Genomic DNA, 19,843 nt, shown 5'->3' with positions numbered 1-19,843 from the left:
TTAACCTATTAATCGACCTAAATTTTTTCCGCCTAACAAATGCATATGAATATGGAAAACTTCTTGCCCCGCATCTTTATTACAATTCATGATTAAACGATAGCCCGTTTCGTCAATGCCTTCTTGTTTGGCAATTTTAGCAGCGACAAGCATCATATGCCCTAGGGTTGCTTCATCTTCTTCTTTTATATGGTTAATGGTTGGAATAAGTTTATTAGGAATAATTAATATATGTGTGGGAGCTTGAGGAGAGATATCACGAAATGCCGTTACTTTATCATCTTGAAAAACGATATCAGCAGGGATTTCTCGTCGGATGATCTTACTAAATATAGTTTCCTGTGTCATTAAAGTTCTCCTTTCTTTTTTATAAGGCTAATATTTACAAACTGACAATTATTATTGAGCAAGCATACCATATTTTAACAACAATAATGTATAGATATCGTTACATTTTACAGTTAGCGAATGATTTTTTGACAAGAAGTTTCAGAAAATGTATACGTTTCAGTATAAAAAGCGATTATTTACATTATCTAATTAAACTTGTCATATTCATTTGTCAATCAGAATAAGTTGATATATAATGCCCCGTCGATTTCAACCGCCTAATTTTCATGTTCCTTGCTTTCAATGGGTTGCGGTTGCCCCGACAGAAAGCTGATTAATCCGTAGGGAGCGATAATGCGTCATTACGAAATTGTATTTATGGTTCACCCAGATCAAAGTGAACAAGTACCGGGTATGATTGAACGTTATACTGGTACATTAACCACTGATGGTGGAAAAATCCATCGTTTAGAAGATTGGGGTCGTCGTCAATTAGCCTATCCTATCGAAAAACTGCACAAAGCACACTATGTGTTAATGAATGTTGAAGCAACTCAAGAAGCTGTTAATGAACTTGAAGATAACTTCCGTTTTAATGATGCAGTCATTCGCAGTTTAATTATGCGTACTAAACATGCTGTAACTGAAACTTCACCAATGTTAAAAGCTAAAGATGAGCGTCGTAACGCTGAAGATGATTTTAGTGAAGTAAACATGGACGATGATTCGGAAGAATAATCGTTTGGTGTTATCGGGCGTTGTTACCAAAACCCCGATAAGAAAAATGAGTCCAAGTGGGATTTCACATTGCCAATTTTATTTAGAACACGTTTCTGAGCAAATTGAAGCAGAACTCACAAGGCAAGCATGGTGCATAATGCCCGTCATTGCCAGTGGACAACAAGAGTTAAGTTACATAAAAAAAGGCAGCAAAGTTTTAGTTAGTGGTTTTATAAGCACTCATACTAAACGTAATAAAACAAGCCAACTTGTTTTACATGCTGACCAAATTAAACTATTAGGAGAATAGCCAAATGGCACGTTATTTCCGTCGTCGCAAATTCTGCCGTTTTACAGCAGAAGGCGTTAAAGAAATTGATTATAAAGATGTTTCTTTATTAAAAAGCTATATCACAGAAAGTGGTAAAATTGTACCAAGCCGTATCACTGGTACTAGCGCAAAATATCAACGTCAATTAGCTCGCGCTATAAAACGCGCTCGTTACTTGGCATTATTACCATACACTGACAACCATCAGTAATTAGCAACAGAGGGAACATATAATGCAAATTATTCTACTCGATAAAGTTGCTAATTTAGGCAGCTTAGGTGATCAAGTTAATGTTAAAGCGGGTTACGCACGTAACTTCTTAATTCCACAAGGTAAAGCAGTACCGGCAACTAAAAAGAATATCGAATTCTTTGAAGCTCGTCGTGCTGAATTAGAAGCAAAACTTGCTGAAACATTAAAAGCAGCTGAACAACGTGTAGCTGAAATCAATGCTCTAGCTAAAGTGACTATTGCTTCTAAAGCAGGTGACGAAGGCAGATTATTTGGTTCAATTGGTACTCGTGATATCGCTGATGCAGTTAAAGCTCGTGGCGTTCAAGTATCAAAAAGCGAAGTTCGCCTACCAAATGGTGTATTGCGTACCACTGGTGAGCACGAAGTGTTCTTCCAAGTACACAGCGAAGCTTTTGCTAAACTTATTGTTGATATTATCCCAGAATAATTATCAATTAATAATTTTAAAAACCCGTCCACATGGCGGGTTTTTTTATACTTATCATTTAACCTTTTCAGTCAGATAGGATTTAGGGTGTAAAATGCGATATAAGTTAATTATCTATTTTACTATCATTGCTTTACCTCTACCCCGTACATCTGACACAGCTTGAGGTTTATTATCAGTAATTTTTATTACTTGAATATCACCATTAAAATCTTGTTGTTCAAATTGATATCCCATTTGTTCAAGTTTACTCTTTATTGGCTGTGGAACTTTACTTTGAAAAGGTTCGATAAAAATGACATTGCTTGGCAGCAATTGATGATGATAACGTGGTGCATCCACAGCCTCTTTTAATGGCATGTGATTATCAAAAACATTAGTAACCACTTGAAATATTGAAGTAAATATTCTTGAACCACCGGGCGTACCAATGACCATTACAACCTGATTATTTTGAGTAAAAATGCTTGGTGACATCGATGATAATGGACGCTTATTCGGCTCGATTGCATTCGCATCCTTTCCAACGACACCAAACTGATTCGCAACGCCTTGCTTACTACTAAAATCATCCATTTCGTTATTCATTACAATCCCTGTGCCTTCTATGACCACAGCCGATCCAAACCAGCCATTTAGCGTATAAGTATTTGAAACAGCATTTCCCCATTTATCAACAATTGAAAAATGAGTAGTTTGTAGCTTTTCATTCTCATTATCTAACCCTGGTCTAACTTGGTCTGTTGCTGTAATCGCTTTGGCATTAATTTGTTTCGCTCGTTGCGAGAGATAATTGGCATCCATTAAGCGTTCAACCGGCACTGTCACAAAGTCAGGATCGCCCATATATTCTGCCCGATCAGCAAATACACGTTTTTCAATCTCAGCAATTAGATGTATATATGGAGCAGAATTAACCGTTACACCTTTAAATTCATTTGCTAAATCTTGCTTCATTAACAACAATTGAATTAAACCCACGCCTCCAGAGCTCGGCGGTGGTGCGGTAATGATTTGCATATTTTGCCAATTTGCAATTAGCGGAGTTCGCCATTTAGCTTGATAATTGGCTAAATCATCTTCGGTAATTAAGCCGGCATTTTTTGTCATCTGTTTGGCAATTAATTGAGCTGTTTCACCTTTATAAAAACCGTCGCTTCCTTTATCTGCAATACGAGCTAATACTTTCGCTAGTTCAGGCTGCTTAAAAGTTTCGCCTGTTCGCATCGTTCCAAAGTAATGTTTGAAATAACCATTAGCAGGCGCCAAAGCTTCGGCTTCTTGATAGCGCTTGACCAATTGTTTGTCTACCGTGAAACCCTCTTGAGCAAAACGTATCGCCGGTGCCATAACCGCTTTCCAATCCAATTTACCAAAACGTTGGTGTACAGCCCACATCCCGGCAACAGTGCCGGGAACACCGGAAGCTTGATGAGAATATAAGCTTAAATTAGGGATCACATTTTTATCTGCATCAAGATACATATCCTTAGTCGCTTTGCCAGGTGCTACTTCCCGGTAATCAATAAAATAAGGTTTGCCGTCCATCCACAGCGTCATAAATCCTCCACCACCAATATTACCTGCTTCAGGATAGGTGACGGCGAGTGCAAATGCAGTCGCAACAGCTGCATCCACCGCATTTCCGCCTTTAGCTAACATCTCTTGAGCCGCTATAGCGCCGTAATAATCGGGAGAGGCAACTGCGCCAGCTTCAAATAACGGTGGTTTTTGTAAAGTCGCACTAACATGCTGGCTTATGATTAAAAACAATAAAAACCAACAATGTTTTAATGATTTAAGATAAAACATGTTACACCTCCTTAAATTGCTCGTCGCCTTCACGATATAAAAACTAATTAAATACTTGAGCAAAAAAATTATGTAAAGCGTGAAGGAAATCTCAATATAGCATAGAAATGCGGAGGTGGATAAATAATAAACACTCAGGTGGAAATTGCTAAATTTGATGCAAATTCAATGATTATAAAAAAGAGTGTAAATCTTTTAAATCAAAGATCTACACTCCTGTTATAAATGATATTGTTAAGCGGTTTGTTCTTCTACTATCGGTTTACCCTGTTCATCTTTATAAAGTTTATTGTCATATAACTTAATAAAAGGTAAATAAATTAATAGCGCTAAAATAGCCGAAAGAATTGCAACAAAAGCCGCTTTAATATCCCCACCAGTTCCGATGAAGGCACCAAGTCCCATTGGTGATGGCCAAGGAACTAATGCGATAATTGGGTTAATCAGCCCCGAATTAATGGCAAAATAACCTAAAGTACCACATGCCATAGGCGCTAAAAAGAAAGGGATTGCTAAATAAGGATTATAAACAATTGGCATACCAAAAATGATAGGCTCATTGATGTTAAAGATTGCCGGTACAGCTGAAGCACGGCCGAGTATTTTTAGTTGACTGGATTTGGCAAAAAAGGCAATAAAGAACGTCATTAATAGTGTTGATCCCGATCCCCCTAAAATAACCAGTGAATTATTAAACTCACCGGCAAACGGAATATGTGCCCCTAATACGTTTTCATCCATATTGGTTAACATAATTGGGGTAATAAACGCACCAATAATACTTGCACCATGGATCCCAACAACCCATAAAGCGTGAATCAAAAACAGTATTACCATTACACCCAACCAGCTTTTGGTTAAATTAGTAACAAAAGTAAATGGAACTCCAACAATATTAAAAATATCCGTACCTAAAAAGATTAAAATACCATTGAGAATGATTACCGTAAAAGCGATAACAAAAGTTGGTATTAGTGCGGTAAACGATCGCGAAACGCCTAGTGGCACAGTTTCAGGCATTTTAACCACCCAATTGCGTCGAACACATAAAAAGTAGAGATGAGTCGCTAAAATCGCCATGACAATCGCAATAAATATGCCAGAAGTGCCTAAACGAAAAACAAAAGGTTGTAAGCGAAGACCATTGTAAACTGTATTAGGTTCATCTGTGAGTAGCGAAATAATGCCATTTTGCATGACTAATTCGGGTATTGTCATAAAAAAAGCAAAAACAGATAGCATAGCACCATTAAGCGCATTGACTTTAAGCCCGGTCTCTTCAGCTTCAATTTTAGTCAGTTCATAACCGACAACAAAATTAAAATACAGCGCCAAAATACCAATTGTCGCAGTATTCGCAATCATGTACAGGTCACTAACTCTAAAAAAGGTATTTTCAAAAAAGCCTTCTAACCCGGTAAATGTTAATGGTAATGTATTGAATACGAGAAACATTGATCCGACGATTGAAAAAGGAACTGAAGCCATACCTGCCGCCATGACAGCTCTTACAATTTTAAATTGCGAAATTTTTGCCATTGGCGCCATTAAAAATTTCTGCAATATTACAAATCCTGTATTCATTTTGTTATCCTCATTTAATTAATAACCTGTTGGTAAGCCTGAATTTTCTGATAAAGTCGGTCCTCATTACGCTGAATTTTTTTAATCTTTCTGATAATCAAAAAGCTAATTAATAAGCAAGCCGATAGAACTAACATAATTGTGTTTAAAACCTGTTGAGTATTTTTGAAAAATGGAAAAAAGAAATGAAATAATGAGGTATTAACCACAATCATCAAAAAAACACTGGCAATAAAAACCGCAGAGAAAAAGACGTTTGCATAGGGAAGACGATTATCATGATTACGGTACAGCTTAACTTGTTCAAAAGCTGTTAAAGCACCCAGCAAAAACAACGCCACCGGCAAAATACCTGCAATTGAGAATGAACCAAGTAGAAAAACAGACCAATACAGATTAAGAAATAAGAAAAAGGCAGTACTATAACGAATAGCTAAAAACCGATTATAGTAAAGGTTGGTTAAACTAACTTTTTGTTGCATTTTCAATTGTTTCGACGTCATTGCGTTCACCTCGCTAGTTTTTCTGCAAGCTCGTAGTTTTGCTGGTATAGATTAGCCATCTCAATAGCGATTTCTCGCATTGTCATTGTTGTCATTAAATGATCTTGAGCATGAACCATGATAATTTCCATATTGATCTGCATGCCATTGGCATAATTTTGCAGCAATCCTGTCTGCGATTTATGTGCCTCCAAAATTTCCTCATTAGCTTGCTCAAGTAATTGGTTTGCGGTTGTGAAATCAGCTTTTCTCATCGCCTTAAACGCTTCATGGATCTTTGTTTTGGCATTACCACTGTGCAAAATAATATTAAATGCGATAAGTTGAATTTCCTCGGTGCTCATTTCCTCGTTCATAACTATGCCCCTTTTTCAATGAGTTGAATAAAAAGTTGTTTAAATTGGTCAAAATTTTGTGTCTTTAATAATTTTTCTTGCATTTGTTGATCATCAATCAAGTTAACGATGGCTTTAGTCATCATAGCTAGATTGGTATTTTGATAAATTGATGGCGAAATCATAAATATGAAATGAATATTAGGATGATGTTCATCCCAACTTAGACCATTTGGTAAGACGGCGATGCCAATTTTAGATAACCGGCCTACAGCAATTGCCGGATGCGGAACGACAATAGTTGGACTAAAAAATATATCACCTAATGTCATACGATTTTCAATTTGCTTTATCATTTCTTGCCTGTAGCCACATGCTTCATTTACCGCCAACCGATCAAGTAATCGATTAAGTATCTGCTCTTTATTTTTAGCTTGATGACAACATATAAAGTAATCTGCCAATAAATCATCGACAATTTGTTCTATATGTACTAAATGTTCCGGTGTGCTGGTTGGATTAGATGTTGCAATTAGATCTTTACGTGCCGATATTTGCACTCTGCGTGATGCAAGATAGCGGCGAATTTGTTGTACATCTTGTTCGGTTAAAAAGACTGAAACGTGAAATACCGGAACTTTAAAAACTTTTGATGAGAGATCAACCGATGAAATAATAAAGTCAATTTCATCAAGCATTTCTGGCTCTATTTCATAGTAACCACGGGTAGCAACAATTTTAATACGTTCATCAAACTCGTTCTCAATCCGATTTTTGAGTAATTGCGCACTGCCTAAACCGGTAGCGCAAATAATCAATACTTTTGCTTTTTGTTCATTTTTGAGTTTTTCAATGGAAGCTAAAAAGTGCAGTGTTAAATACCCCCATTCATCATCATGAATGGTATAGCGAGCTAAATTACTCAATTGGCTAAGGTAGTGTTTTACCAGTTCAAAGAGCTCCGGCGAACTGGCTTTAATTTCATTTAGCAATGGATTTTCTAACTTAATTTTCTGCTCTAATCGGACTAACATTGGCTTTAAATGTTGAATTAGCCCTTTTTTTAACTGTTCATCTTTATAAAACAGATAACCGGTCTCTTGTTGAATCTTAATAAGTAAATTGCTAAGCGATAAATAGAGTTCTGAATCTAAATCTTGCTGAATTAAATTTGACTTACTCATTAAATGTAAAGTCAAATACATCTGCTCTTCTTTTGGAAAATGAAAACCGATAACCGTTTCAACCCTATCAATAATTTTTTTAGCAACTTGATATTCTAAGCTCTCTTTAGCTTTATCTGGCAGATCAAGATTTTGTATTGAAAGTCCTGATTGTAAACGTTTAATACTCAGTGACAGATGAAGTACAATGTTTTGCATCATAACATCAGATAATTTGATATTCGCTTCACGACATTCATCTAAGATGATAATGGTTAAGGTATCAAAGCAAATTGCATCACCAAACTTATTGAAATACGTTAAGCGTTGCAAAAAGTTAATCGACTCTTCATGAAAAAAATAGCTCATAATAAAGTGTCTTTTTGCTTTTTCGTCGCCTTCAACAGAAAGCAAAGATTTACTCTTTTTTATGGTAAGCTCAAAAGATTGGAGTTGATTTTTAATTTCTTGGATATCTTTATTTAACTGCGATGAACTAATAAATAATTGTTCGGATAAAGTCTCGATATCAATTTTTTGGCATTCTAATAAAAGCAGATTAAGAATATAGTGTCTTCTTTGACTCAATTCACGGTAATTTGATTGTTCCTCACTGCGATCTAACAAATGGTGTTCAATTAAAAATTGATTAAATGCAGTTCTATCTTTAATTTGCAGCTGGTAACCATAACCTTGCTTACTGATTATCAATCCACCATTTTTTTCAATGAGTGATTTAAGATCATTGAGATAAGTACGTACAGTCCGATCGGATAATGATAATTCACTTGCCAATGTAGCACTGCTCTTAAAAAGGTTTTTAGAACGAACTAATAAACTTATAAGATCACGTTGTTTATTTTTGATCATTATCATCCATACCTATAGTCACTAAAACGATATTATCAATAATATTGCAATTACTCTTATCGTTAAGATAAGTTCTCACATCCAGTAAGATAATCAGGCACTGCTATGAAGCATCATCAATAGACAGTGCCCAAATCCTATCGTTAAACTGATAGGATAGTGACAAAGAATTATTTAAGATTTTCCTCTGTTAATTTAGCCAGTTGCTCAATACCTGATTGAATTGGTATATAAGCTTGGAAAGGAATGCTTACCACCGGCTTACCTGCTTCATCTCCCATTTTTTTAAATTTATCGAGCATCATCATCGTTTGGGGGCTAATTAAAAAGAGCGAAAAATCACTGTCTTTAATCATATTTCCACCTTCCGTGGCAGATACTGCGTCCAATACGATTTCTTTGCCTTGACTGGCAAAATATTCTGTTACTTTTTTAGCCATTAATGAGGAAGACATGCCTGCGGCACAAATAATTAACGCTTTTTTCATAGTTTCTCCTAAAAGAGTGATCCATTATAAGATTTCGCCGTTTGATTCAATGACTTTCTTGTACCATGCAAATGAATCTTTACGGCTACGTTTTAACGTTCCATTACCTTTATTATCTTTATCAACATAGATAAATCCGTAACGTTTTTCCATTTCGCCCGTTCCGGCTGATACTAAATCGATGCATCCCCATGGGGTATAGCCCATTAGATCCACGCCGTCTTCTTCCACCGCTAATTTCATTTGTTTAATGTGTTCACGTAAATATTCAATCCGATACGTATCATGGACACTACCGTCGGCTTCGACTTTATCATAAGCACCAAAACCATTTTCCACAATGAAAAGCGGCAAGTGATACATATCAGTTAGCCAGTTTAATGTGTAGCGCAAACCTTCCGGATCGATCTGCCAACCCCAATCAGATTTTTTAACGTATTGATTACCAATTAAATCGGTTTTTTCGTTATATTCATAGTTATCTGATTTTTTTCTAATCGCATTAGACATGTAATAACTAAAACCAATGTAATCGACTGTACCGTTTTCTAATACTTCGAGATCTTGGCTTGTCACGTCTAATTTAAAGCCTTTGCGTTGCCAGTATTTGATAATATGATTAGGATATTGACCATGAACATGAACATCAGTAAAGAAATACTTACGTTCCATGACTTTTTGAGCCATTAAGATATCACCTGGTTTACAGGTTTCCGGATAGATTGGAACAACGGCAATCATACAACCAATTTGAAAATCAGGATTGATAGCATGACCAATTTGGACAGCTTTTGCACTAGCGACCAATTCATAATGTGCTGCTTGATACATTATTTGTTCACGATCATCGCCAGCTTTATAGTAGATACCAGAGTTAGTAAACGGGGCAAAGTCTTCATCAAAATTGGCTTGATTATTGATTTCATTAAACGTCATCCAATATTTGACTTTATTTTTGTAACGATCAAAGCAGACCTCTGCAAAGCGCACAAAGAAATCAATTAATTTACGATTACGAAAACCACCATACTCCGTAACTAAATAGTAAGGTAATTCAAAATGTGAGAGGGTAACAACTGGTTCAATATTGTATTTTAAACATTCATCAAATAAATCATCATAAAATTTTAGGCCTTCTTCATTGGGTGCCAGTTCATCACCTTTAGGAAAAATTCGAGTCCATGCAATCGAAGTTCTAAAACATTTAAAACCCATTTCAGCAAATAGCTTAATATCTTCTTTATAATGATGATAAAAATCGATAGCTTCATGATTGGGATAATACTCACCTTCTATTATCCCTTCGGTAATTTTTCGATAACTTTTTGGGGAACCAACAGTCATGACATCAGCAACGCTGATACCTTTTCCTCCGGCTTGCCATGCGCCTTCTAATTGATGTGCAGCAACCGCACCACCCCATAAAAAATCCTTTGGTAAACCTTTATTATTCATGATCAAATACCTGTATTAAATGAGAGATTAAATTCAGTATAAAAGGAAAAAATTTGAATTACTAACCAACTTTTTCCGTATTGATCAGGAAAATATAAGCAAAGAAAATAGATATAAAAGCGTGATGCTTAAAAAAATTAAATTGCGCTTACCGTAATTATTAACTAAATAAATTGTTCAAAACCAGTGGTATATTTGGACGGTACAAATTCGATAATATCGTACTGGGCAATTTGCTGAATATAAAACGGATCTTTTTGCATTATAGTTAACGCTTGTTCTTTATTCTCAGCAGGACAAAGTATCACACCACCAGTACGTGGCACTTTTCGGCCTGAAGCAATAAAATGTCCCAATCGATAATTCTCTTCAAGGTAATCGATATGCTGCTGTAAAAATTTTTCAACTTCATTAATGGGTTTAATATAAGTGAGGGTGAATATAAACATAATAATTCTCCATATAAAAAACCAGCTTAATAGCTAGTTTTTATTGACTATTCATATTGATAATAAACCCATATCTATAATAACTTAGTTGTGGACTTGAAAGCATTTATAGTATTGAGTTTTTACTTGCGTTCCCATTGACCATTTTCATTTTTGCGGTAAACCTTTTCTACAGCTGACCACGCCACTCTAAATGCGATTTGCTCTGGCGAACTTTTATCTCGTCTTTTCTTGGGATCTTGGTACTCTTTTATGGCATTGTTAAAAGCTTCTTTAAAAATATCTTGAGCATGTTCGGGTAAAACATGGCGTACAGATTCGGGTAAATCATCTCGTGTTTGATATGGCATATAACATTTCCTCTATAAATTAGTCATACATGAATGAAAATTTAAAAACGGTAAAAGTTAAAACTGCTACTAAATCAAAATACGTTTAAAATTTAGTCTCTTTTTGGCGAGAATACAAGTTTTAATTTGCTTTGATTAATCACCCTATCTTTTTCTTTTATCAGCTAGCTCACCATTGCGATATTTTGGCCAAAAATAAGATCCAAATAGCTAACCTTTAGTGTAATTAACAAAACTAGCCAATTGAATAGTTGAAAATGACCAACACATGCAAAGTAGCTAAATACTTGACAGTAAATAATTTAGCTACCATGTTTTGCATAGGTGACGATTTTGCTAATCATAGAAAACCAACAAATCTAAATAAAAAATGAATTACGTTCAATAAAACAGCAAAAATCTGTGTGAAATTCAATATAAAGTTATTTTATTTGTTCACATCTACCACAAAACGACCTTTTGTTTGGCCTGCTATCATGTTCTGCGCAGTATCAACACACTCGTCTAAACGAATAGTATTGCCTATATGAGCCAAAGTTTTATCATCTAAATACTGAGCTAATAAGTTCCATGCGGCAATACGATTATCATAACTTGCCATTACGCTGTCGATACCTGCCAATGTTACCCCGCGCAAAATAAAAGGTGCGACAGTTGCCGGGAAATCCATTCCTTGTGCTAGCCCACAACAGGCTACAATACCACCATATTGAGTTTGGGCACATACATTAGCTAAGGTATGAGAACCAACCACATCGACAACAGCTGACCACTGTTCTTTTTGTAGAGGTTTACCCGCCTCTTTCAACTGTTTACTATCAATAATATTGCTGGCACCAAGTTTGTGTAAATATTCTTTGTCAGTTAATTTACCTGTTGATGCAGTAACTCGATAACCCAATTTGCTTAATAAAGCTACCGCAACTGAGCCAACTCCGCCACTCGCCCCTGTCACAAGTACCGTTCCGCTCTGCGGTTTTATCCCAAAATCAACAATACGTTTTACACATAATGCAGCAGTATATCCGGCGGTGCCAATAATCATCGATTGGTAGGGTGTGATATTTTGGGGTAATGGAATTAACCAATCTGATTTTAAGTAAGCATATTGCGCCAGACACCCCCAATGGGTTTCACCACATCCCCAACCATTTAAAATAACAGCATCACTAGCATGATAACGATCATTGCTAGATTCAATAATTGTACCGACACCATCAATACCCGGCACCATAGGCCATTGCCTAACAACAGGACTTTTATTGGTTAACGCCAAAGCATCTTTATAGTTAATACTTGAATATAGCACCTTAATCAAGGTATCGCCTTGTTGAGTAACAAGGTGTTGTTTATCAATTGTTTTTATAGAGGCCGAAAAACCGGTAGTATCATTTTTATCTAACAAAATAGCTTTAAATGACATGCTTACTCCTTATTACATATCTAAATGTAAAGTTGGTTCATTTGCTTAATTCATCAAGTTAAATATTGAACTAACCTGATGATTTTCCTTATAGACGATCGGTCTAGGAATTATAGACCGATCGTCTAGTAAAAGACAATACAGTAAAAACAATTTATTTCACATAGCGATAGGAATAAACATAACATTCAAAAGATGTATTAAGAAATTATTTTATTTAGAAAAAGCTCTATAAAAAGATCGAGTGGTGTTGAGTTTTTGACCAATTTACTACGCGTTACTGCCCCTTCCCAACCAATCCAAAAAAAAGCGGCCAGTGCTTTACAATCAGTATGAGTATTAATTTCTCCTGATTGCTGCGCAAGTAATAAACAATTTTCAATCTTAGTTTGCCAGCTTTGTAAGATTTGCTCCAACAGCAAAGCATAACCACTGGGAAGTAATGATTCTTCTTGAATCAGTTCACCAATCAAACAGCCTCGATTAAAATCATATTTTTCCATTCCCTTTTTAGCATCTTCATAAAAGGCATGAATTCTTGCTAATGGGGAGTTAATTGACATATTTGTTAAATGTTTATCTAATTTATGAGCAAAAAAGCTATCATAACTGGCTATTATCGTCCGTCCAAATTCTTCTTTACTTTTGAAGTAATAATAGAAAGATCCTTTGGGAACACCGACTTGTTTTAAGATACTTTCAATATTCGATGAAACATAACCGTAAGTTGTCATCATCTCGACACCGCTTCGAATCAATGCCGCTTTTGTTCCATTTTCTTTTTTTGTGGTTGATTGAAATGACATGACAAATAAGATCCACTATCAATAATAATCTTGCGCTCAATAATAAATAGTCACTTTAGCAAAAGCAATGAGTTTATTTATTACCATAAAATGAAGAAGAATTTTGAGTAAAGTTATTACAATGATAATGTTGATAAGCTCTTAAATTAAAGATTGAACGATATTAAAAATGTATTTCAAAATCATTCAATCTTATTAATTGTGATACTATTTTTCGGCGACTTTTTTATTTTTTGATGCTTCGGATACTGCACCAATAAAAACTACATCGCTTGAAGAATTCAGTGCGGTTTCAACCGAGTCTTGAATAACACCAATTGCAATACCGATACCGATAACTTTGGCAGATATTTCATTTGGTATACCGAACATACTACAAGCGACCGGAATCAACAATAATGACCCGCCCGCTATACCAGATGCGCCACAAGCACAAATTGCAGTAATAATACACAGCAATACCGCAGAATAGATATCAACATGAATGTTAGGCATTGAATTAACAGTTGCTAAAGTCAAAACAGTAATGGTTATTGCAGCGCCTGACATATTGATTGCAGCTCCCAAAGGCACGGCTACTGAATAGGTATCTTCATCCATTTTTAATCGTTTACAAATTTCAATATTAACCGGAATATTTGCCGCAGAGCTACGGGTAAAAAATGCAGGTATGGCACTTTCTTTTAATGATGTAAAGACCAATGGGTAAGGGTTTTTACGCATGACTAAGAATGCTAAAAGTGGATTAATCACCAACGCAACAATAAACATACATGATACAAGCACAATTAATAAATGCGCATATTTATATAACTCATCAAAACCGGTTTCTGCCAATGTGGATGAGACTAATCCAAACACACCTAAAGGTGCAAAACGAATAATAATTCTAACAATAAATGAAATGGCATATGAGAGATCATTCATCATGATTTTTGTTGATTCGCTTGCATGTCTTAATGCAAGTCCAATACCGACGCCCCAAATGATTAAACCAATATAATTTGCATTAACAAGCGCATTAACCGGATTATCTATCATTTTATCTAACAAAGTTATTAAAACATCTTTGATGCCACTAGGAGGCTTTAATTTAATTTGCTCAATGTCATTACCTAATGTAATTTGAGATGGAAATAAAAAACTTGCTAAGGTGGCTAATAGCGCAGCATATATCATTCCAGCGAAATAGAGTGATAAAAGTGTCCCCATATTCGCTTTTTTGCCATGTTGATGGTTTGATATTGAAGCGATAACTAAAATCAATACCAATATTGGCGCAACTGATTTTAACGCATTAATGAAAAGCCCACCGAGTAACGACATGTTTAAGGCAGTATCTTTGGAAAAAAAAGCCAGTGTTATACCTAAAATCAGGCCCAATAAGATTTGAGGAATCAACCCTACTTTAAAGTAAAAACGTATCAAAGGATTGGTTGAGTGAGTCATGGTATTTCCCTATTTTTCTAACATGAAGCTCAAACCTTAACACAAATAAGATATAAACTTGTAGAAAAAAAAATTTATCATAATCTTTTTTTATATATAACTTTGGTTAATTATTAAGATTAATTACCTTAAATATGGATCAATAAAAAAACCGATACCTTAATTATATAAAGTATCGGTCAGTTAGATTAAAAACTTAGCTTGCTAGTTATGTTACCAGTTAGCTCTAATACCTATTGAACCATTAATTGGCGCTTTCACATTTGCATCACCACTATTAGACCAAATATGACCAATTTCCGTATAGGCACTGACATCACGATTAAACTCATAACTTCCACCTATAGCAAGTTCCGTACTGGTGTAACCGGCACCACTATTAAACTTAGTAGCAACACTTGGACTTTCAAACGTTACACGATCAGCCCCATCGGGTGAATAGTATAAATTTATACGAGCATAAGGACGCAACGTTCCAGATTCTGTCTGAAAATGATTTTCAAGTCGCGCGCCCACTCGAAAAAGCCAAGAATTGTTATGACTTTGTTTAACGGTAGTGTTACCACTGATATGACTATTATTAATATCTAGCCATTGATGAATAATTTGTAATTGAGGTTCAATTCGCCAATCATAATAATTCAAATTAAATGGTTTACCTGCTTCAGCAGAAACACTTATACCGTAACCTTTTTCAGAGCTGTTCTTGTTGCTATTTGGTTTGATGTCAACTTTATGACGACTGCCTTGTAAGACCAAATCTAAATATGTTCCGTCATCATCCATGTAGTTACCATACGCACCTAAGAAATAGGAATTTAATTTATTCTTGCCTGCATGACCGTTAATAGTACTAGCAAAACCATTTATATCTAAACTACCATGTAAAAATCCGAAATATCCCCCAGCTCGCCAATAACTATTTTCATCTTTCCAAATATCACTACCAACTTGTAATCCGGCGTAATTGCCTTTACTATGGGAATTTGCAATGCCGTTTTGTTTTATATCAGTTCTCTCAGTGATAATTCGCCCCCAACTAATACGAGAATCCCCTAATAAGGTATTACCTATACGTTGATGCATGTTCGCTTGCATAATCAAATCAGCTTGACGTAATTGTGCAGCAACAGCTGCAAACATTGGCACTTCCTTACGATAAGCAACCTTGCTCGGTGAAACCGGGTTAATCGGTGGTTCTGGTTTATCCGGATTAACCGGTGGTTCTGGTTTATCTGGATTTACTGGTGGGTTTGGTTTATCTGGATTTACTGGGTTAACTGGATTTACTGGGTTAACTGGATTCACCGGGTCAACTGGATTTACCGGGTTAACTGGATTTACTGGATTTACTGGATTTACTGGATTAGTTGGATTGGTTGGATTGGTTGGATTGGTTGGATTAGTTGGTTTGTAAGAACGTAAATACCAATTGTTATTTTCTTGATTAATATCACCTTTATGTAAATAGTATTCATAAGCGCCGACATCTAAATGTGTCCCATCTAAATTAAAAGCATCGTTCGAACTCACTCCATTTACATTGACAATTTCAATACCATTAGTTGTGCCTGTATCTGCACCTAATCCACCAATATTGGTTATTTTAACTAATGTGTTTCCTGAAGCATTTCCACCAATTATTAACTTATCGGTTAAGCTATTACTATCTTGCACCACTGTATCAAGCAAAAGCTGTCCATTATCACCAATATAATTACCTGTTATAGTAAGATTATCGCCAGTATAGTTATTATTCAGCGCGATAGTACCACTATTATAAACATCGCCACTTACTGTAGCTTGATGTAACGTTGGGACAAAATCTAAAATAGAGTTCGAACTTAGTGTAAGTTTATCAGTATTTAAATTACCAGTTAATGATAATCTGCCGTTTGTACCAACATTAATATTTTCCCAATCAAGAATCGCTATATCGCCACGGCTACCTACTGAATCAGAAGATCCTGTCAGATGAGTGCTAAAGTTAAGTATATCTATTTCATTTGATGAACCAGCTCGAATATATTGATGCCCACCATCAATCTTGGTTAATTCTGAGATATCGGAGCCTTCATTGATATTAAGCGTATCATTACCGGTTCCTAGCAAAATTTTACCGCTAACTCTAGAACCATTATTAAGATTAATTATAGAATTGGTAACTTCATTTTTTATCGCTGTCCCAAGAACTGAATAAACATTAGCGCCATTGTTAAGGTTAATATTGGTTGTTGTATCCGATTTACCTGTTGTATAGATACCCGCATCGAGATTATTGGCAGCATCTGTCCCATTTGCATATACATTACCATTAATATTAATATTTGTTGAACCTAACCCATTGTTATTAATTTTAATGCCATTGTTTTTACCATAAATTACACCTGCTTTTTGATCAACCTCGATATCATGACTCAAGTTACTGTGAGTTATAACGATACCTGACTCATCTTGACCGATGACGACTCCGCTATGTGCAATAAATTTAGTTTGACCTAATCCTGAGTTTTCAAGTTCTATACCATTTTTTTTTCCTTTGATTAACTCAGTTCCTGTTTGAGAAACTAGCAAGTCAGTTGTATTATTCTGATTTGAAACATAAATTGCATCATCTAGCTCGCCTTCAACTCTATTCGCAATGGCAACTACGGTTTGAGCCGATCCTTTATTAATCAGATTAATACCTTTGCTATGACCTTTTATATAACTATTACTTAAGGTCTCCAGATGTAATTGACCCGTAGTTATATCATTCTCAACAACAATCGCATCAGCATTTTTACCTATAATATTACCGGCCAGAGACAGAGAAGTAGTAGAAATACCCTTGTTAGTAAAATTTAGTCCATTATAATAACCAGAAATCGTACCAGACTGTTGCTCATAAGATAGATTAAGACTGTTGGCTGCATTTACAACAGACATACCATGTTGCTGAATACTTTCAATGACACCCGATGTTGATATCTGGGTTGAGCCAGTACCTCCATTTATAAGTGAAACACCATTTAACATACCGGTGACAATACCAGACGCTTGTATAAAGATTAATTTATTAGCTTCTATGCCATTTTGGACTATTAAACCTTCATTTACTTGACCAGTGATATTACCAAATAAGTTAATATTAGTATTACCTGTCCCACTATTATGAAGGTTAACACCTCTTAATCTACCAGTAATATTACCGGAAGGTTGAATAAAATTTAAATCTCCTGTTTTGTCAGCGTTTACTGCCACGATACCATCGTTTGAAGCGCCAATAACATCCTTAGAAATCTCAAGTGAAGTGATACTACCTTGACCATTATTGACTAGATTTATACCATTTAGGTTACCATGAATTTTACCATTCGACTGAATAATAGATACACCATTCAAGGTTTGACTACTGTTGATAACTTTAATTCCGTCGTTTTGCTCTCCCTCAACAGTTCCTGAAGTTGAGATAAAAGTTGATTTTGTTCCATTATTAAGGATATTTATGCCATTATTATGACCTTTGATCGAGCCTGATGTTTGATTTAATCTTATATTACCGGAATTTGCCGCATTTTGAGCAATAATACCGTCTTGCTGCTCGCCTTGGATACTATTTTTCGTTAAAATGCCAATATCGCCATTACCATTATTCAATAAATTAAGTCCGTTTACATGACCGAAAATACTACCACTCAATTGTTTTAAAGACATAGCCGTTGTAGTATTAGCCTGATTTTTCGCTACAATACCATCTATTTGCTCGCCTGTTACCGAACCAGAAATTGTTATATCGCTAGCTCCCAGGCCATTATTCATAATATTTATACCGTTATTATGACCTTTAATTACAGAATCAACCATTTGTGTTAGAAAAACATCTGAGGCTGTACTAGTCGACTCTGAATAAATAGCATCCATATTACGTCCTTCAACATTACCGGCAATAGTGATATCGGTTTGTTGATTACCATTATTATACGTTGCTAAACCATAACTTTGACCACTTACATTACTATCGTCATATTGATTGATTGTAATATTTTTACTGCCTGTGTTATTTTTTACAAATATACCTTCATTACTTAAACCATTTACTTTACCCGAAACAATAATTTCGGATATACCTTGGCTGTGATTTTCAACACTTATCCCACGATTATGACCTTCAATATTCCCATTTGACTGATTAACCGTCACATCAGATGCTTGATTGCCATTGAGTACAGATATACCATTATCTTGATTACCCACAACTGTACCTGAAGTATTAATGATTGTTGAACCTCTACCGTTATTAGTTGCCGCTATACCGGATTTACTTCCTCTCGATTCACCATTAACTAATTGAGTTATTTTGATATCTTGTGAATTACTACTATTTTGGGCATTAATCCCATCCCCTCCGTTACCAAATATTTTCCCCAGCGTATTGATAGTCAAAATACCATTGCCTTGGTGAATAATCTCGACTCCATTTTGACTACCTGTAATAGAGCCATTAGATTGAATAAAAGTAAAATTTGTGACATTAGAAGGGACTGTATTTTCATATCCATTGCCGTTGGTATTATTTACATCACCTGTACATGCCTGATTATTTGGATCATTAGTTATACATTGAGCAAAACTTGGGTTGGTCATCGCTAATGTAATGCTTGTTGTAGTAATGAAATTAAGTAAAAAAGCTTTGCTTTTAGATTTTGCCTTCCCTGAATTGTCAACAGCACATTGACAACGTGCGCTCCAAATTAACTTATTTATTTTATTCATATTCCCTCTCACTGAATCTTATATTGGTTATGATCCAATTTTTAATTTAAAAACATGAAAAACTGAATTAATTGAATTTTTTGAATAATGTGATCCCTTTAATTTCAAAATAAATACTGGATTTATTTTTTAAGTCACTTGGATAACACGTATATAGATAAAACAATCATTACTTTATTGATAAACAAAGCTCAAAATCATTTATAAACATTAAAGATGGAAAAAAGAAAAGCTAATGACAGTCCAGCAAATAACGGGGGAACTAAACATTTTAAAAGATGAACTATCGGTTAATATTTGTACCATATACCGATAAAAACCGCAATAGAATTATAAA

General features: G+C 35.2%; 18 protein-coding genes. 4 read left to right on the top strand and 14 right to left on the bottom strand.

From position 1 onward, the window contains the following. On the bottom strand, nucleotides 1–348 hold the full coding sequence (locus GYM74_RS04080; protein WP_220219214.1) for an HIT domain-containing protein: 348 nt from the start codon (nucleotides 346–348) through the stop codon (nucleotides 1–3). A gap of 336 nt (nucleotides 349–684) precedes the next feature. Between GYM74_RS04080 and rpsF the strand changes: the two genes are divergently transcribed. The 4 genes from rpsF to rplI are packed head-to-tail and all read left to right on the top strand — an operon-like array spanning nucleotide 685 to nucleotide 2,064. Beyond that, nucleotides 685–1,068: a 30S ribosomal protein S6 gene (gene rpsF, locus GYM74_RS04075; protein WP_220219213.1), complete on the top strand. Its 384-nt coding sequence runs from the start codon at nucleotides 685–687 to the stop codon at nucleotides 1,066–1,068. Then, nucleotides 1,055–1,360, top strand: coding sequence for a primosomal replication protein N (gene priB, locus GYM74_RS04070; protein ID WP_366518690.1), 306 nt, complete (start codon nucleotides 1,055–1,057; stop codon nucleotides 1,358–1,360). Before rpsF ends, priB begins: the two co-directional genes overlap by 14 nt. Before the next feature lie 4 nt (nucleotides 1,361–1,364). Then, nucleotides 1,365–1,592 carry a 30S ribosomal protein S18 gene (rpsR, locus tag GYM74_RS04065; protein WP_025314965.1) on the top strand — a complete coding sequence of 76 codons (228 nt, stop codon included), beginning with the start codon at nucleotides 1,365–1,367 and terminating at the stop codon, nucleotides 1,590–1,592. A gap of 22 nt (nucleotides 1,593–1,614) precedes the next feature. Further along, nucleotides 1,615–2,064, top strand: coding sequence for a 50S ribosomal protein L9 (rplI, locus tag GYM74_RS04060; protein ID WP_220219211.1), 450 nt, complete (start codon nucleotides 1,615–1,617; stop codon nucleotides 2,062–2,064). Between the two features lie 114 nt (nucleotides 2,065–2,178). Here rplI and ggt read toward each other — a convergent pair whose 3' ends face one another. From ggt to GYM74_RS03995, 13 genes are all read right to left on the bottom strand, one after another. Then, the gene (gene ggt / locus GYM74_RS04055) at nucleotides 2,179–3,876 is read right to left on the bottom strand and encodes a gamma-glutamyltransferase (protein WP_220219210.1); all 1,698 of its coding nucleotides are present in this window, start codon (nucleotides 3,874–3,876) and stop codon (nucleotides 2,179–2,181) included. Nucleotides 3,877–4,110: 234 nt separating this feature from the next. Continuing rightward, nucleotides 4,111–5,460: a PTS cellobiose transporter subunit IIC gene (gene celB / locus GYM74_RS04050; RefSeq protein WP_220219209.1), complete on the bottom strand. Its 1,350-nt coding sequence runs from the start codon at nucleotides 5,458–5,460 to the stop codon at nucleotides 4,111–4,113. Nucleotides 5,461–5,474: 14 nt separating this feature from the next. After that, nucleotides 5,475–5,963, bottom strand: a complete 489-nt coding sequence (locus GYM74_RS04045; protein WP_220219208.1) for a hypothetical protein — start codon at nucleotides 5,961–5,963, stop codon at nucleotides 5,475–5,477. Between the two features lie 5 nt (nucleotides 5,964–5,968). Then, nucleotides 5,969–6,319 (bottom strand): PTS cellobiose transporter subunit IIA, encoded by a 351-nt coding sequence (locus GYM74_RS04040; RefSeq protein ID WP_255556201.1) that lies wholly within the window; start codon nucleotides 6,317–6,319, stop codon nucleotides 5,969–5,971. Between the two features lie 2 nt (nucleotides 6,320–6,321). Further along, the gene (locus GYM74_RS04035; RefSeq protein WP_220219207.1) at nucleotides 6,322–8,331 is read right to left on the bottom strand and encodes a transcription antiterminator; all 2,010 of its coding nucleotides are present in this window, start codon (nucleotides 8,329–8,331) and stop codon (nucleotides 6,322–6,324) included. A 170-nt stretch (nucleotides 8,332–8,501) separates the two neighbouring features. Beyond that, on the bottom strand, nucleotides 8,502–8,819 hold the full coding sequence (locus GYM74_RS04030; protein ID WP_220219206.1) for a PTS cellobiose transporter subunit IIB: 318 nt from the start codon (nucleotides 8,817–8,819) through the stop codon (nucleotides 8,502–8,504). A 24-nt stretch (nucleotides 8,820–8,843) separates the two neighbouring features. Next, nucleotides 8,844–10,274 (bottom strand): 6-phospho-beta-glucosidase, encoded by a 1,431-nt coding sequence (locus tag GYM74_RS04025; protein ID WP_220219205.1) that lies wholly within the window; start codon nucleotides 10,272–10,274, stop codon nucleotides 8,844–8,846. Between the two features lie 164 nt (nucleotides 10,275–10,438). Continuing rightward, entirely contained in the window at nucleotides 10,439–10,723 is a 285-nt protein-coding gene (locus tag GYM74_RS04020) for a YciI family protein (RefSeq protein WP_220219204.1), read from the bottom strand. Between the two features lie 122 nt (nucleotides 10,724–10,845). Then, a complete protein-coding gene (locus GYM74_RS04015) occupies nucleotides 10,846–11,073 on the bottom strand; it encodes a ChaB family protein (protein ID WP_065563083.1) in 228 nt (75 codons plus the stop codon). 427 nt (nucleotides 11,074–11,500) lie between these two features. After that, on the bottom strand, nucleotides 11,501–12,496 hold the full coding sequence (locus GYM74_RS04010; RefSeq protein ID WP_220219203.1) for an MDR family oxidoreductase: 996 nt from the start codon (nucleotides 12,494–12,496) through the stop codon (nucleotides 11,501–11,503). Between the two features lie 200 nt (nucleotides 12,497–12,696). After that, nucleotides 12,697–13,302, bottom strand: a complete 606-nt coding sequence (locus tag GYM74_RS04005; protein WP_220219202.1) for a TetR/AcrR family transcriptional regulator — start codon at nucleotides 13,300–13,302, stop codon at nucleotides 12,697–12,699. A gap of 207 nt (nucleotides 13,303–13,509) precedes the next feature. Further along, entirely contained in the window at nucleotides 13,510–14,751 is a 1,242-nt protein-coding gene (gene sstT / locus GYM74_RS04000) for a serine/threonine transporter SstT (RefSeq protein WP_220219201.1), read from the bottom strand. Nucleotides 14,752–14,964: 213 nt separating this feature from the next. Then, nucleotides 14,965–19,506, bottom strand: a complete 4,542-nt coding sequence (locus GYM74_RS03995) for an autotransporter outer membrane beta-barrel domain-containing protein (RefSeq protein WP_220219200.1) — start codon at nucleotides 19,504–19,506, stop codon at nucleotides 14,965–14,967. Nucleotides 19,507–19,843: the final 337 nt, after the last annotated feature.

Source organism: Gilliamella sp. ESL0405 (assembly GCF_019469205.1).
Classification (GTDB): domain Bacteria; phylum Pseudomonadota; class Gammaproteobacteria; order Enterobacterales; family Orbaceae; genus Gilliamella.
The sequence above is the reverse complement of the archived record's forward strand: the minus strand, read 5'-3'. Positions and strand labels throughout refer to the sequence as shown.

Bases quoted from the DNA above. Each gene is read 5' to 3' on its own strand.
- GYM74_RS04025 (WP_220219205.1), bottom strand. From the start codon at position 10,274: ATGAATAATAAAGGTTTACCAAAGGATTTTTTATGGGGTGGTGCGGTT.
- GYM74_RS04030 (WP_220219206.1), bottom strand. From the start codon at position 8,819: ATGAAAAAAGCGTTAATTATTTGTGCCGCAGGCATGTCTTCCTCATTA.
- rpsF (WP_220219213.1), top strand. From the start codon at position 685: ATGCGTCATTACGAAATTGTATTTATGGTTCACCCAGATCAAAGTGAA.
- GYM74_RS04005 (WP_220219202.1), bottom strand. From the start codon at position 13,302: ATGTCATTTCAATCAACCACAAAAAAAGAAAATGGAACAAAAGCGGCA.
- celB (WP_220219209.1), bottom strand. From the start codon at position 5,460: ATGAATACAGGATTTGTAATATTGCAGAAATTTTTAATGGCGCCAATG.
- ggt (WP_220219210.1), bottom strand. From the start codon at position 3,876: ATGTTTTATCTTAAATCATTAAAACATTGTTGGTTTTTATTGTTTTTA.
- sstT (WP_220219201.1), bottom strand. From the start codon at position 14,751: ATGACTCACTCAACCAATCCTTTGATACGTTTTTACTTTAAAGTAGGG.
- GYM74_RS03995 (WP_220219200.1), bottom strand. From the start codon at position 19,506: ATGAATAAAATAAATAAGTTAATTTGGAGCGCACGTTGTCAATGTGCT.
- GYM74_RS04035 (WP_220219207.1), bottom strand. From the start codon at position 8,331: ATGATCAAAAATAAACAACGTGATCTTATAAGTTTATTAGTTCGTTCT.
- GYM74_RS04020 (WP_220219204.1), bottom strand. From the start codon at position 10,723: ATGTTTATATTCACCCTCACTTATATTAAACCCATTAATGAAGTTGAA.
- rplI (WP_220219211.1), top strand. From the start codon at position 1,615: ATGCAAATTATTCTACTCGATAAAGTTGCTAATTTAGGCAGCTTAGGT.
- GYM74_RS04010 (WP_220219203.1), bottom strand. From the start codon at position 12,496: ATGTCATTTAAAGCTATTTTGTTAGATAAAAATGATACTACCGGTTTT.
- rpsR (WP_025314965.1), top strand. From the start codon at position 1,365: ATGGCACGTTATTTCCGTCGTCGCAAATTCTGCCGTTTTACAGCAGAA.
- GYM74_RS04040 (WP_255556201.1), bottom strand. From the start codon at position 6,319: ATGAACGAGGAAATGAGCACCGAGGAAATTCAACTTATCGCATTTAAT.
- GYM74_RS04015 (WP_065563083.1), bottom strand. From the start codon at position 11,073: ATGCCATATCAAACACGAGATGATTTACCCGAATCTGTACGCCATGTT.
- GYM74_RS04045 (WP_220219208.1), bottom strand. From the start codon at position 5,963: ATGACGTCGAAACAATTGAAAATGCAACAAAAAGTTAGTTTAACCAAC.
- GYM74_RS04080 (WP_220219214.1), bottom strand. From the start codon at position 348: ATGACACAGGAAACTATATTTAGTAAGATCATCCGACGAGAAATCCCT.